This window comes from Brevibacillus sp. MS2.2, assembly GCF_013284345.1.
Lineage (GTDB): Bacteria > Bacillota > Bacilli > Brevibacillales > Brevibacillaceae > Brevibacillus > Brevibacillus brevis_C.
Window position 1 is genome coordinate 23453 of sequence record NZ_JABSUZ010000017.1, and the last position, 14851, is coordinate 38303.

Here is a 14851-nt window from a genome sequence, read left to right on the forward strand (position 1 = left end):
ATTTCATGGATTGAAAGGAATGAATGGAGGAGCGAAATGGAACTTCTTCAACTGCAATACTTTCTTACCGTTGCTCGTATGGAGCATATGACCGAAGCTGCACGAAGTCTGCATGTAACCCAATCGTCCCTAAGCAAAACGATCCAACGATTAGAGGAGGATCTGGGAGTCCCTCTCTTTGATCGTACAGGGAGAAAGCTACGACTGAATGAGTTCGGAAGCAAATTCCTCAGCCGGGTGGAAAGAGCTTTGTTTGAATTGGAACAAGGGAAGCTGGAGCTTCGCGATTTGTCCAACCCGGAGCATGGCACGCTTGAATTAGCGGTGACTACTGCAAGCACGCTGCCCAATATCCTTCGAGCGTTTCGGAAAAAGCGGCCCGATATCCAATTCCATGTACAAATGCTCTCCACAAAGGAAATGATTACGCTTCTTCATAGAGGAGAGGTCGATTTTTGCTTGTCCTCCCCTCCTATACAAGACGATGACATTGAATGTCAAATCGTCTTCATTGACCCTATTCTCGTAGCGGTTCCAAGGGGACATCGACTGGCAGACCGAAGCATGGTATCTTTGACAGAGCTGAAGGATGAATCGTTTGTCGGTGTAAAGAGAGGATACGGTACACGCGATTTCGTAGACGCTATATGCAAGTCGGTTGGATTTGCACCTACCTATGTGTATGAGGGAGATGAACCTGCAAGGCTGATTCAGCTGGTGGAAGCAGAAATTGGCATAGCCTTCATACCAAGCACAGCAAGAGATTCTCGCGAACAAGTCAGGTATCTTCCAGTCGAAAATCACGAATTGGTACGGGAAATCGCTTTATTATGGCACAAGAGTCGGTACATTTCGCGAGCTGCCCAAGAATTCCGTGACGTTGTTCTCGATTATTTTGGGGATGTTTGCAAACTTGAGAGGTGATGAATCATGAAATTTCACGATTGTCCAACTTGTAATACCAACAGTCAAGAATGTATGATCGTCATCGAGAATGCATTGCACCCTACAGCAGAGAGATTAACGTGCCGTATATGTTCCTGGAGCGGAAAGTGGTCGGACATGAAAGTGCGCGAGATTCCAGACGAACCAATCCCGGGCGTCGAACCGATTACCGATTATGGTGTGCTACATTCAGATCAAATTCGCCTTCGCTATACAGGAGGTTGTTGCCCTCATTGTGGGGGAGATGATCCTTTATGCTGGTGCCATGCATTTTAGGGCAGGCAAATGATCACAAAAAACAGACACGTCACATTCGCGTGTCTGTTTTTGTGGAGGCCACAGGCGCCTTAAGAATAATTCGATCTTCTTCCAGCTCGATTCGCAGCTTGCCGTCTGCCTGGATCGCCTGGAGGTACTCCATTGGGATCTGCAGCCTCCCTACTTGATCAAGCACCGCTAATTCCTCATGAGTGTCCTCGTTAGCTTCCTCATCTCGAGACTCGGAAGTGTTTTCTTCCGTTCCTTTTCGCCGCAACAACTCGCTGGACGTTTTCCCATCCCTGATTGCTACGACGCGATCCACTTTACGCGCCAGCTCCAAGTCATGAGTCACGATGACCACCGTTAGCCCGAACGAACGGTTCAGCTCTTGAAACAAATCGAGAATGATAGCTGCTGTTCGAGTATCTACACTGCCAGTAGGCTCATCTGCCAAAAGTAGTTTGGGCTCGTTCGCCAACGCGATCGCGATGGCTACCCGTTGTTGCTCCCCGCCGGAAAGTTCGCTCAGCTTGTTCTTTTTTCGGTGGCCCAGCCCCACCAGTTCCAACAACTCGTGGGCCCGCTCCCTTTTTCGCTTACCCCGCAAAAGCATTGGCATCTCCACATTTTGCAGCGCAGATAGATACGGGATCAGATTGCGGGCGTTGTTCTGCCAGACAAAGCCTACAGTCTGCAAACGATACAAAACCAGCTCGGAAGTTGTCAATCGAAATAAATCAGCTCCCGCGACAGAAAGTTTTCCTGCCGAGGGACGGTCCAGCCCTCCCAGCATGTTCAGAAGTGTTGATTTGCCGCTGCCACTATTCCCGATGATCCCCATCAGCTCTCCAGCCTCTACACGCAAATCCAGCCCTTGCAGCGCCACCACTTCCAGATCATTTGCCTTGTAGATTTTCACCAAATTTTCGCATACGATCATCTGCTTAGTCCTCCCCTAGCTTTACGGCTTGATGGATCTGCATCCGTGACAGCAGGATACCGACGATCCCGATTCCGATAACAAGTGTCACTGCCATGAACGTATAAATGATTTGTTCGTCTTGCGGCATCGAAATGACGGTAAAGGGAGGAACTTGCTTATCGGCATGCAAATAGAGACTGAGTGCAGGTAAAAACAGGCTATTTGCCAGCTTGCCCGCTGTCATTCCCATCGCAAAAGCGACGCCAAACGTCAAGAGCTGCTCCCACGCGAGTATGGCAAGAAGCTGTCTGAATGGCATTCCCATCGCACGGAACACGCCGTATTGCAATTTTCTGGCTCCCAGTGTAAGCACCCAGTACATCACGTAGCCAATAAAGGTGACCAGCATGGAAAGCAGGAATCCGAGCGTCAGCGATCCGTTCAGCCCCAAATAAAATGCGTTGTTTTTCATCTGGATGACTTGCTGTTTGGCGTTATTCAGCATGGCGAGCTTGACTCCCTCTTGAGACAAACCCTTGTAAAGCGATTCAGAAGACGATCCCTCTTTCATTTTGATCCAAACCTCATACGGCTCCAGGCGAATCTTGTCTTGTACGAACGGGAGATTAGCGACTACCAAATACTGTTCTTCCATTCTGCTGCCGTATGTGCTTTTTGCAGGCGTAGGATTCCATCCCGGCCAGTAATCCACGATGGCATACACAATCATTTCTACCCTGCGAGAATCCCCCCAACCGATCAGGATGGTTTGTCCCTCCACCACGTGCAGCTTGTCAGCGAGGCTGCGAGACAGCAATAAGGCACGTGGTTCTTTTGCTATCAGATTCAAATAATCGTGGAAGTGATGCGGCAGCAAGTCTGACTTCATCCAAGCGGTCTTTGCAAACTCCTTGGGGTCGATCCCCATCAAGGTGATGTCCTTCACAGGATCGCCCTGAAAAGAAGCCTCCGCCAGACCGTTCACAAAGACTTTTGTTGCATGCTCAACCTCAGGCAGTCGACTGTACACTTCGAAATCCGGCTCTACATACTGAACGGGAGGAGCTGCTGGCGCTTGTTCCACTTCTGCACCCTCACCTTCTTCCGCATTCTTTTCTCCCCGATAGACCGTTACTTCTGGTTTATCGCTCTGCCACTCTGCCTTCAAACGAATATCCGCGCCGATAAGGTAACGGATTCTCTCCTCTGCATTTTGATTGATCGTCCGTGCCATGCTTGCACTGAACATTCCTACTGCGACCGTAATCGTCACAAACAGCATAAGAAAATGATACTGTCGTGGAGCTCTCCCTACCTGAACCAGCGTCGTATGCAGAGAAAGCGGGAAGAAGGAGCGTCCTGCCCAAGACATCAGACGCAGGAGCCACGGGTACAAACGGAGAAGCAGCAGGCCAAAACCGAGCGAAAACAGAACGGGCACAAAAAAGAGAAGGAAATCGATCGAGATGGCCGAAGCCCCTTCGCTCGTTTTTGCAGCGGTTTCAGCGGCGTTTTGATAGGAATACCATCCATACCACGAAACCGCAAGCAGCAATACGTCGAAAAACAGCCGGTGCCAAATGGCAGGTCCACTCATTCTCGCCATGTTTTGCTTGTGCGTGACGATATTTTGCCTGGTTGCCAGAAACACAGAAATCAAAACGAGAGTGATACAGGCAAGCACCATCCACGCCGCATACACGAAAACTTCGCGGCTAATGGTAACATCCAAACCTTTGCGATCGACGAATTCGAGAAATCCATTCGAGATGCCGAGTATCTTGCTAAGCTGTATCCCCACAAATGGACCGATCAAGAAGGCGCATAACCCGAGAATGGAGATCTCCATGAAATAAATGGAAAAAATCTGCATTCTGCTGGCTCCCCTGCTGCCCAGCACCGCGATTTCCGTTCGTTGCCTTTCCACAATTAATCCCGAAACCATCACGAGATAAAGGCCCAGCATAATGAAAATGGGGATGTAGAGTGACCAGAGAATGGTTTTGAATTGCTTCTCTTGCGCATTGTACTTGCCCACGAGACCAGCCGCCGGAAACTGAACGTTGATCTCCGCTTTTTTCAATCCATGCTGTTGCAGCTTCCCTTCGATTCCGGCCACCAATGAATTCAGCTTCTCTGTATCGCTGATCCGAAATGATTGATAGTGAAGGGCCGTATACATCTGGGTTGAAATGACCAGATTTTTCTCTTCCAAAAACACACTCCGAAAAAGCCGTTCATCCAATACGAAGCCACTGGAGTATTCACTGGTGGAAGCGAACCAATAAGGATCGTTCCCCTCTTTTTCCTTGAAAACCCCAACCGGCTTGATACGCACCTTGAGTCCTTCTACCTGGTTCGTGGTCAGCTCATACAAGCTGCCTAGCACCATCCGGCGGTCCTTTAACGCTTTTTCCGTTACCAGCGCTTCGTACACGCCATCAACGGGGGTTGCAGCAGGCAAGCGACCGTCGACAAGCGTCATATGCGTCTCCAGTCCGCTCAGCGAATAAATCCGCGAACTGTCGGAACTGATCGGGCTCTTCGGCTGTATGTTTTCCTGAATGGCAGCAAACGGAATGGTCCGCAATACTGTCACTTCTGCATACACCGGGACATCCAGTTGAGCGATTACTTCGTTTTGCAAATGAGCGGTCATCTCGTCTACAAGAACCGCCCCATTCTTTCCCAGCTTGTTTTGATTGACCGTGATCAGCAAGCCGCCAGGGAAGCGCTTCACATTCTTCTGGTATTCCTCCATATCCTTGGTCAACATGCGTTGGAGTACCCCTGACGTGAATGCGGGTATACTCGATACCAATCCGACAGCGACGATCAGCCCGATCAACAGACTGCCGACCAGCCATCGGTTATTCATCATTTTCCGCAAGATCATTTGCAGCATCGCCACGACATTGTCCCCCTATTCCAAAATAACCAGTTGGCCTGCCGAAAGACCTTTGCGAATCTCAACCTCCGTCTGTGTCATGATACCGGTTTCCACGTCCACTTCCTTCTTGCTATTCCCGTCGAGCACCCGAACGTACTTCCTGCCCGATAAATCATGAAGTGCTTTTCTCGGGATAATAAGCGTCTGATCCTGCTTGTCCACAATCACTTCAATACTGACTCCTGTCCCGATCTCCAAGCCCTTTGGAGGGATTTTCGGTGCAATGAGTAGACTTCTCTGATACAGCTTCGTCAAATCCTCTGGTAAATTGGAAGGGACATGCAGGGGCGTCTGAACAACTGTCCCCTCACCTTTTTCGCCGTCTTTGCCCGAGAGAATCACTTTCATCCCTTCCTTAACATCTTGCAGTGCCTCTTTCTCGTGAGCGATATACATAACGAACAGCTCGTTCGGATCGCCTATCGTTACCAGCTTTTGATGAGCTTCCACCTCATCTCCCACCTGCTCGTTGCTTGTAAACAGCACGATGCCGTCAAAGGGCGCGATCAGCTTGGTCTCGTTCCAACGCTGTTGCAGGTTCTTCAAGTCCATCTCTTTTTGCTTCACGTTCAGCCTGGCACGCTCCACCGCGTACTGCCGCTTCTTGGGATCCTGCAATTTCGCCAAGTCTAGCTTAACCTTTTCCAATTCGATCTTGGCTAGCTTGGTCTCGTTTACCTTAGCGTTCATTTCTGCCTTCAAAACGTCCAGCTTGGCGGATTCGACTTCGTAGTGATTATCCTGCTGGGCTTCAAGCAGCTCCAGCTTTGCCTTCTCCACTTCATACTGGGCCGACTCGATCGCCCTCTCCATTTCAGCCGCATCCAATTCAGCAAGTACCTGTCCTTTTTTCACCTGATCGCCGCCTTGGACCGAGAACGACTTTAGCCGCAGTCCCTTCGTCTCCGGGAAAGAGAGCTCCGCCGTTTTCACGGTCGTGAAGGAGGCGTTTCCTTTCACACTTTTTACGATCGTCCCTTGTAAAACCTCTGCCACCTCGTATTTGATAGGCGATGGCTCCACTAATGGCGGAGCCAGAACCTCCTCTTCCTTAGGGAATAGGGAACAGCCCGTCAACAAAACGAAAAAGCTCAAGTACGCCCATTTTATTTTGCTATTCCTTGATACGACCGTCCTCCAATTCATAGACATCGTCCGCCACCTCCATTACACCAGGATCATGTGTCGTCATGACAATGCTCATCGCACCTTCATCGACCAGTTGGCGAAACAAACGGCTAATTTGCAGACCCGTTTTACTATCCAGCTCAGCTGTCGGCTCATCCGCCAATAGTAGTGTCGGTCTGTTCGCAACAGCTCTGGCAATCGCACAGCGTTGCTGTTCTCCACCGGACATCTCAAACGGCCGATGATGCGCCCGTTTGGACAGTCCAACGATATCGAGCGATTCGCGAACACGCTCCCTCCATTCGGCAGCAGGCACCCCTGACAGGCGAAGCCCAAACTCGACGTTTTCCGCGGCTGACATCAGCGGAAGCAGGCCAAACGACTGGAAGATAAAGGCCATGTTCTTTCGCCTGATCCTCGTTCGCTCATGATCTGATAGCTGGCCGATTTCCCGTCCCTGAAAGTAAACGCTTCCTACCGTCGGACGATCGAGACCACCCAAAAGGTTTAATAGAGTCGTTTTTCCTGATCCTGATCTACCTTTTAGTACGAGCAATCTTCCTGATTCTACGCGCATTTTTACGCCCGCAAGCGCTCTGACGGCAGTTGCCCCTCTACCAAACGTGCGTTCTACGTTTTTTGTCTCTGCAATGAACGACAAAATGACACCCCCGAATAAATATCTGAAAAATACAATATTTATCAATAGTAACTTAATTGGAAACTATTGTTTAATAAAATTGTAATAAATTGAGATAAATTATTATAAACGAAAATAAATTACAAAAAGAAAAAAGGCAAAACCCTGTGGTTCTGCCTTTTTCTTATTTCCTTTTCGATTTTACAAAGCCCCAGAAACGACATTCCCACGGAACATCACAGCTTGGCGCTTCGCACGACGTGCAACTGCTTCTGCTGCCGAGGATGCATGAACGAATACGATATCCGCTTCGTCGCCAACATTCGGCCATAGGCGGTTGCCCTCTTTATCCAACGGCGTCTTCCCACCTGTAATGAAGCCCAGTGCTTGGGACAAGGAACGCTCGTCCTGCATGCGGAAGCGCTCTGCCAAGCGGCCTGCTTTTTCCAAGCTGTCGCCTTGTCCAAATGGCGACCAGTGATCGGTAATACTGTCGTCTCCTAGCGAGACAGAGACACCTTTTTCATGCAGCAATGGGATTGGGATTGTTCCTCTATTCACTGGTACAGTGGAAGTGATCGAAATGCCCAAGCCAGCGAGCATTTCAGCTACGTCACCTGCTTCTTCCAGGCTGATGTCAGCAAGGGAGTTCGCATGGCTGATGGTAACGCGACCTTGCCACCCTGCTTCTTCGGTCATTTTAGCCAGACGCTTGAATGTAAACACTCCGAGATGATCCGGGTCATGCAAGTGAACGTCGATTGGTGCATTCGCTTCGACTGCCAGCTCAAAAATAGTTGCGAGCGATTTCTCGATGTTTTGATCCACTGTCGCCGGGTCTACACCACCAACATAGGTCGCGCCCATCTTCAAGGCTTGGCGGATGTTCTCCACTTGGTTGCTTCGCAGGAGACCTTGCTGCGGGAAGGCTACAACCTCGCACTGCAATCTGCCGCTAAAGGTTTCCAGAGCTGCCATGGTCGCTTCCAGGTTTTTAAGTCCGATGTACGGATCGATATTGCAATGGGAGCGAATATGGGTGGAGCCTGCGGACAGCAGCAATTCCAGCATTTTTTCTGCGCGCTCCTGTGCGGTTGGCAACAGCTTCGGCATGAGCTGGCTCTCTTCTTCCAGTCGACCCAAGATGTTTTTCACTGGTGTCACGGCTTTCCAAGGACCGCCATAGTACGTTTTATCGATGTGGATGTGCATATCCCTAAATGACGGCAGTGCCAACAGACCACTGGCATCCTTCGTTGGCAGCTCGGTTTGTGGAGCAGCTCCACTCACGATCTGTGCAATTCGTCCGTCTTCTATTAATAGATGCGCCACTTCAGTATCTGTAGCAACCACCTTGTCATTTTCTTTGCGGTATCCGCTCTCCAAGCGGACGTTGGTAATCCAATAGGCTGTAGACATCTATCCATGACATCCTTTCTATTTAAAAGTAGTTCTACCACTCACCCGCTACCCGGTTGCCTTGGAAAAGAACGACCTTGCGCTTGGCACGTCTCGCAACAGCTTCTGCCGAACATGTCGCTTCGACCGCCATCAGGCTCGCCTCATCTCCAGCCAATGGCCACAGGCGATTCCCGCTTTCATCGAGAGTGATTCGCCCTTCTGTTACAAACCCGAGTGCTACGCCTAACGATCTTTCATCCGTCAAGCGGAAGCGTTCAGCCAGTCGTCCTGCTTTTTCCAACAAGTCTCCGCTGCCAAAGGGTGTCCAGTTGTCTGTCAAGCTATCGTTGCCGAGCATGACCGCTACACCTTCTTGATGCAGCAACGGAATCGGAATGGTCGGGCGATTAATCGGCACGGTCGATGCAATAGAGATACCAAGAGAGGCGAGGCGTTGCGCCAGCTCTCTGGCTTCCTCCTGCGAAACATCGCCTAATCCCATCGCGTGACTAATCGTGACACGTCCTTGCCAGCCTGCTTCTTCCGTCAGAGCAGCGAGGCGCTTCATCGTAAACACGCCGAGATGCCCCGGATCATGCAAATGCATGTCAATGTCGGCATCCGCTTCGACTGCCAGCTCTAGCATCGTTTGCAGGGAGCGCTCGATATCGCCGTCTACTCCACCTGGATCGACGCCGCCCACATGAGTGGCGCCTTGACGCAGCGCCTCACGTACCATGTCTCGCGCTTGAGTACGCAGCATGCCATAATGCGGGAAAGCAACGATTTCGTGGGAGACACGATCTGCATACGTCTCAAATGCGCTCTTCATTCCTTCCAAAAACCCAAGACCAACCTGCGGGTCCACATGACAATGCGTTCTTACATGCGTAACCCCTGTTTCCACCAGCAGCGAGAGAATATTTTCTGCCCCTGTCTGAGCCTGCTTGAGATACATCGGCAACAGCCCTCTGTCCTCAGCGTGGCGTTCGAACAAGCTTTTTACGGGAGTTGTTGCCTTCCATGGGCCGCCGAAATACGTTTTTTCCAGATGAATGTGCTTCTCGGCCATAGACGGCAAGATCAGTAAGCCCTTCGCGTCCTTTTTTGGCAGTCCATCCTCCAAAATTTCACTGGAAGGGACAATGCGTGTGATTTTTCCATTCTCAATGAGCAAATCGCACAGCTCTGTCCGCGTTCCACTGATCACGCCTTCTTCCCACTCATACCCGCTTTCCAATCGAGCGTTGACGATCCAATAAGGAGAAGATTTCACCGGCTTTTCACCCCTCTTAAACGTTCACTTCTTCCACTTGACCAGAAGCGAGATTGCCTTTGAAGAATACAGCGTGTCGATCTGCACGGCGCGCGATCGCTTCTGCCGAGCAGGTCGCATCCACCAGGATCAGGCTAGCGTCTTCGCCTTGTGCAGGCCACAACTGAGTTCCGTTGGCATCCAGCGTCGTTTTGCCACCTGTGATAAAACGCAGCGATTGAGACAGGGACAACTCGTCCAGCCAACGATTGCGTTCAGCCAGTCGCCAAAGGCGCTCCAACACATCACCATTCCCGTATGGTTGCCACGTGTCAAAAATGTTGTCGCAGCCGACCGCAACGTCTACACCATTTTGGTTCAATAGCTGTACGGGTGGAATGACGCGGCTAAATGGCACGCTGGTGATGATCCTAATGCCTGCTTCCCGCAGGATCGTCGCCATCTCTTCTGCTTCCTGCACAGGGATGTCTCCGAGCGCAAACGCATGACTGATTGCTACGCGGCCTTGCCAGCCAGCGTCTACGGTCATGGCTGCCAGTCGCTTCATCGTGTAGGTTCCCAAATGCCCTGGGTCATGCAAATGCAAGTCGACACCTGCGTTTGCTTCTACAGCCAGCTCCATCATTTGGTGCAAGGATTCTTCTATATCGCCATCCACATTAGCTGGGTCTACGCCCCCGACATGAGTCGCACCTTGGCGCAATGCTTCACGCAAGAGTGCTTTTGCATCTGTACGCAATAAGCCATGCTGCGGAAACGCCACGATCTCGTGGGTGACTCGATCCGCGTAGGTTGCTAATGCTGCTTTTACTGATTCCAAATTGGAGATTCCCACTTCCGGGTAAATATCCACATGTGTGCGCACGTGTGTCGAGCCATAGGACAAGAGGATCTCCAACAGATTCTCCGCACGCTCTTGTGTAGTTGTCGGCAATCCCGGCAGTGTGCGCTTTTCAATTTCGCAGCGTTCAATGATATTGGACACAGGGATGACAGCCCGCCATGGTTCTCCCTGAAGCGTCTTGTCCAAATGAACATGCTTCTCTACGAGAGATGGGAGTGCCAATAAGCCTTTTGCATCCTTTTGCAAAATACCATCTGTAAGCTTCTCTGTCGCTGGTACAATACGCGCGAATTTTCCGTCTTTTACCAAAATGTGAAACAAGGATGCCTCTGTCCCCGTGACGACACCGTTTTCCCGACGGTAGCCCGTCTCCAAACGAACATTGGTCAACCAATAGGTAACGCCCATCCATTATCCACCCTCTCTTTGTCTCTCTCCATTCCTTTCTCCCCCATTATCTAGGAAGCCGGAAGACTTGATTTGCACAATCTTTACGTCTATTTTCACTATTTTTACGACTTGTTCAAATTGCCTTTACTTCGTACATTTTTCTGATAACTTTGACGTAAGCAAAGGAGGGGTTACACCATGAAGGTTGAGATCGCGCCAACCAATCAAGCTCTTCCGCCGAAAGCAGCGGCTGCACGCCCTAGCAGATGGCGGACTTTTTACAGGAAACTACGAAAAAACAAACTCGCCATGGTAGGCGGCTGTATCGTGATTTTTTACATCGCGATTGCCCTGTTGGCACCATTCATCGCTCCCTACGATCCCTATGAGATTGACTTGGTTAACAAGTTAAAACCACCATCTGCTGAACACTGGATGGGTACCGATGACAAAGGTCGGGATGTAATGAGCCGTCTTTTATACGGAACACAGCTCTCGATGTCCGTCGGATTTGTCGCCGTCTTTATTGGTGCATTTTTCGGAATTATTCTCGGCTTATTATCCGGTTACTACGGAGGCTGGGTAGATACAGTTATCTCCCGTATCATCGATGTCCTGCTCGCCTTCCCGGGAATCCTGCTTTCTCTGGCCATCGTCAGTGCCTTAGGGCCAAGTCTCTTTAACGTTATGATCGCCGTTGGTATCTTCTCGATTCCTGTATTTGCCCGGATCGTCCGCGGCTCTACTTTGACCGTGAAAAAACTGGAGTACATCGATGCGATCCGCTCACTCGGTGCCAATGACTTCACGATTATCTTTAAACACATTTTTCCAAACATTTTGTCTCCTATTATCGTACAGGCAACGATGCGCCTAGCTACCGCGATTTTATCCGCTGCTGGCCTTTCGTTCCTCGGACTGGGAGCACAGCCTCCTCTGCCGGAGTGGGGCGCCATGCTCAGTAACGGACGCGACTTCTTGTTTACCGCTCCGCATCTGGCCATGTTCCCTGGTTTCGCTATTGCCACTCTTGTTCTCGGCTTCAACATCTTTGGGGACGGCCTCAGGGACGCTCTCGATCCACGAATGAAACAATAGGAGGGAATGCTACATGTTTGTTTACATTATCCGTCGCCTGCTGCAAATGATTCCCGTCCTGCTCGGTGTCATTCTGGTCGTCTTTTTGATCATGCAAATGGTTCCTGGCGACCCGGCGGTATTGCTTGCTGGTGAAGGCGCTTCTGAAGAAACAATTGCAAAAATGCGTACACAGCTCGGCTTGGATCAGCCGATCATGGTTCAATACGCACAATATGTCGCCAACGTGTTCCAAGGCGATCTAGGTACATCACTTCGCTCCAATCTTCCCGTGTGGGATGAGATCATGGCGCGCCTGCCTGCTACCATCGAGCTCGCCGTTGCCAGTATTTTTGTAACGGTTGTCCTCGGGATGATCGCGGGGATCATCTCTGCTACCAAGCAATACTCTGCTGCTGATATTACGATCATGGTTATTGCCTTGCTCGGTGTATCCTTGCCAAGCTTTTGGCTCGGCTTGAGCTTGATCTACACGTTCTCTGTCAAGCTGCAGCTCTTCCCTGTTGCTGGCTGGGGCACCTGGAAGCACATGATTTTGCCAGCGATCACACTCGGTACCGCCGGGGCTGCCATCGTTGCTCGTATGACTCGCTCCAGTATGCTCGACGTCGTGCGTCAAGACTACATCCGCACAGCGAAAGCAAAAGGCTTGCGTGAAACAGTCATCATTTACAAGCATGCTTTGAAAAACGCGTTGATCCCGATTATTACGGTCGTTGGCTTGCAGTTCGGTTTCCTTTTGGGTGGTACGGTACTCGTAGAATCTGTATTTGCCATCAACGGCTTGGGACGTCTGATCGTCGATGCGATCCGCATGCGTGATTTGCCTGTCGTACAAGGCGGTGTACTGATTGCTTCCATTATCTTCGTGTTCGTGAACCTGCTCGTCGATGTATTGTATCGCTACTTCAATAAACGAATTGATCTGAACTAAGGAGGGATCACCATGCCGGAACAACAAGATATCATCCTGGACGTTCGCAATCTGCAAACGCATTTTTTCACAGAAGATGGCGTCAGTAAAGCAGTGGACGGCGTTGATTTCTCTCTAAATAGAGGAGAGACACTAGGGCTGGTAGGAGAATCGGGCTGTGGAAAAAGTATCACTTCCCTCTCGATCCTGCGTTTGATTGCCAGTCCTCCGGGAAAAATTGTAGGAGGAGAAATCCTTTTCAAAGGGCAAGATCTGACGAAAAAATCAGAAGCAGACATGCGCGCAATCCGCGGCAACGAGATTTCGATGATTTTCCAAGAGCCAATGACCTCGCTAAATCCGGTTTATTCAGTTGGGGAGCAAATTGCAGAGGTATTGCGCCTGCACCAAAACATGGGACGTAAGGAAGCGTGGGACAAAGCAGTAGACATGCTGCGTCTGGTCGGTATTCCTTCCCCGGAAAAACGCGCGACCCAAGAGCCTCATGAATTGTCTGGTGGTATGCGCCAGCGTGTTATGATCGCGATGGCTCTCGCCTGCCGCCCGGAAATTTTGATCGCGGATGAACCGACGACAGCTTTGGACGTTACCATTCAGGCTCAGATTCTCGAGCTGATGAAAAAGCTGCAAGTCGAAATGGGCATGAGCATTATCATGATTACCCACGATCTTGGCGTCGTTGCGGAAACATGTGATCGCGTTGCGGTCATGTACGCAGGAAAAGTCGTCGAGTACACAACTGCACAAAACCTGTTCGCGAATCCACGCCATCCCTATACAGTAGGCCTAATGAACTCCCTCCCGCGTCTGGATGAGGACGTGGAAGAGCTGCAAGCGATTAAAGGAAACGTTCCAAGTCCGTTCAACATGCCAGTTGGATGCCGATTCGCTCCACGTTGCCCGCATGCAACAGAGCTGTGCAATACGAAGCTTCCTGAGCTCCTGGAGTATGCAGACGGAAGCAAAGTACGCTGCTGGATGTATACGTCTGAGTGGGACGGCGACACCAAGACTGCTACGGAAGTGGGGGTATGACCATAATGACGACACAAGCGAATCCAACGAAAAAACCACTGCTCGAAGTAAAAAATCTCAAGCAGCACTTCCCGATCAAAGGCGGCATTTTAGGCCGTACCGTCAACCATGTAAAAGCTGTGGATGACATCAGCTTCACGATCCATGAAGGAGAAACACTGAGTATTGTAGGCGAATCCGGATGTGGAAAATCCACTACCGGTCGTGCCATCCTCCGTCTGGATGAACCGACGAGCGGAACGGTACTATTCGAGGGACAAGATTTGCTGGCGATGTCCAAGAAGCAAATGCGCGACATGCGCAAGCATTTGCAGGTCATTTTCCAGGACCCATTTGCTTCACTCAACCCGCGCCAATCTGTATCCGCTATTCTCGGTGAAGCCTTGGCCATCCAAAATATCGTACCTGCGCATCAACGCCGCGAGCGCATTATCGAGCTACTCGGCTATGTAGGCTTGCGTCCGGATCAAATTGACCGTTTCCCGCATGAGTTCAGCGGCGGACAACGCCAACGAATCGGGATTGCCCGTGCCCTCGCGATGCAGCCGAAGCTGATCATTTGTGACGAAGCCGTATCGGCACTCGACGTATCCATTCAGGCTCAAGTGCTGAATCTCCTGAAATCGTTGCAAAAGCAGTTCAAGCTGACGTATTTGTTCATCTCCCATGACCTCGGCGTCGTTCGTCACATCTCCGATCGCGTCATGGTGATGTACCTCGGGAAAGTGGTAGAGATCGCGGATAAGAAGTCGCTGTTCGACAACCCGCAGCACCCTTACACGCAGGCACTCTTGTCTGCGATCCCGGTGCCGGACGTAAACAAAAAGCAGGAGCGAATCATTCTGCGCGGAGATGTACCTTCTCCCATCAATCCTCCGCAGGGCTGCCGCTTCCATACGCGTTGCCCGTATGCGATTGATCGCTGCAAAACAGAAGTACCAGGACTGACAAGTCTGCACGATACACATCAAGTCGCCTGCCACCTTGCCCAAGTCTAATCATAGAGAGATTAAAATTTTCTAAAAAC

The 14851-nt window shown here is 50.6% G+C and carries 12 protein-coding genes; 5 read left to right on the plus strand and 7 right to left on the minus strand.

Annotated elements, in window-relative coordinates; translation table 11 throughout:
- The first annotated feature begins 36 nt into the window (after nt 1–36).
- Nucleotides 37–924 (plus strand): LysR family transcriptional regulator, encoded by an 888-nt coding sequence (locus HP568_RS16465; RefSeq protein ID WP_173629656.1) that lies wholly within the window; start codon nt 37–39, stop codon nt 922–924.
- 328 nt (nt 925–1252) lie between these two features.
- Here HP568_RS16465 and HP568_RS16470 read toward each other — a convergent pair whose 3' ends face one another.
- From HP568_RS16470 to HP568_RS16500, 7 genes are all read right to left on the minus strand, one after another.
- Nucleotides 1253–2146 carry an ABC transporter ATP-binding protein gene (locus HP568_RS16470; protein WP_173629657.1) on the minus strand — a complete coding sequence of 298 codons (894 nt, stop codon included), beginning with the start codon at nt 2144–2146 and terminating at the stop codon, nt 1253–1255.
- Nucleotides 2147–2150: 4 nt separating this feature from the next.
- On the minus strand, nt 2151–5033 hold the full coding sequence (locus HP568_RS16475) for an ABC transporter permease (protein WP_217366634.1): 2883 nt from the start codon (nt 5031–5033) through the stop codon (nt 2151–2153).
- An 18-nt stretch (nt 5034–5051) separates the two neighbouring features.
- Nucleotides 5052–6230, minus strand: coding sequence for an efflux RND transporter periplasmic adaptor subunit (locus tag HP568_RS16480; RefSeq protein WP_048031881.1), 1179 nt, complete (start codon nt 6228–6230; stop codon nt 5052–5054).
- Nucleotides 6193–6867 carry an ABC transporter ATP-binding protein gene (locus HP568_RS16485; RefSeq protein ID WP_048031880.1) on the minus strand — a complete coding sequence of 225 codons (675 nt, stop codon included), beginning with the start codon at nt 6865–6867 and terminating at the stop codon, nt 6193–6195. Before HP568_RS16485 ends, HP568_RS16480 begins: the two co-directional genes overlap by 38 nt.
- Before the next feature lie 180 nt (nt 6868–7047).
- Nucleotides 7048–8265 (minus strand): amidohydrolase family protein, encoded by a 1218-nt coding sequence (locus HP568_RS16490; RefSeq protein ID WP_048031879.1) that lies wholly within the window; start codon nt 8263–8265, stop codon nt 7048–7050.
- Nucleotides 8266–8299: 34 nt separating this feature from the next.
- Nucleotides 8300–9523, minus strand: coding sequence for an amidohydrolase (locus HP568_RS16495; RefSeq protein ID WP_048031878.1), 1224 nt, complete (start codon nt 9521–9523; stop codon nt 8300–8302).
- A 16-nt stretch (nt 9524–9539) separates the two neighbouring features.
- Entirely contained in the window at nt 9540–10775 is a 1236-nt protein-coding gene (locus HP568_RS16500) for an amidohydrolase (protein ID WP_173629659.1), read from the minus strand.
- A gap of 180 nt (nt 10776–10955) precedes the next feature.
- Between HP568_RS16500 and nikC the strand changes: the two genes are divergently transcribed.
- Genes nikC through HP568_RS16520 form a run of 4 tightly spaced genes read left to right on the plus strand, consistent with a single transcriptional unit; the run spans nt 10956 to nt 14822 of the window.
- A complete protein-coding gene (gene nikC, locus HP568_RS16505) occupies nt 10956–11855 on the plus strand; it encodes a nickel transporter permease (RefSeq protein ID WP_048031876.1) in 900 nt (299 codons plus the stop codon).
- Nucleotides 11856–11868: 13 nt separating this feature from the next.
- Nucleotides 11869–12789: a nickel ABC transporter permease gene (gene nikB / locus HP568_RS16510; protein ID WP_048031875.1), complete on the plus strand. Its 921-nt coding sequence runs from the start codon at nt 11869–11871 to the stop codon at nt 12787–12789.
- 12 nt (nt 12790–12801) lie between these two features.
- Nucleotides 12802–13824: an ABC transporter ATP-binding protein gene (locus HP568_RS16515; protein WP_048031874.1), complete on the plus strand. Its 1023-nt coding sequence runs from the start codon at nt 12802–12804 to the stop codon at nt 13822–13824.
- Nucleotides 13825–13829: 5 nt separating this feature from the next.
- Nucleotides 13830–14822, plus strand: a complete 993-nt coding sequence (locus tag HP568_RS16520; protein WP_173629660.1) for an ABC transporter ATP-binding protein — start codon at nt 13830–13832, stop codon at nt 14820–14822.
- Nucleotides 14823–14851: the final 29 nt, after the last annotated feature.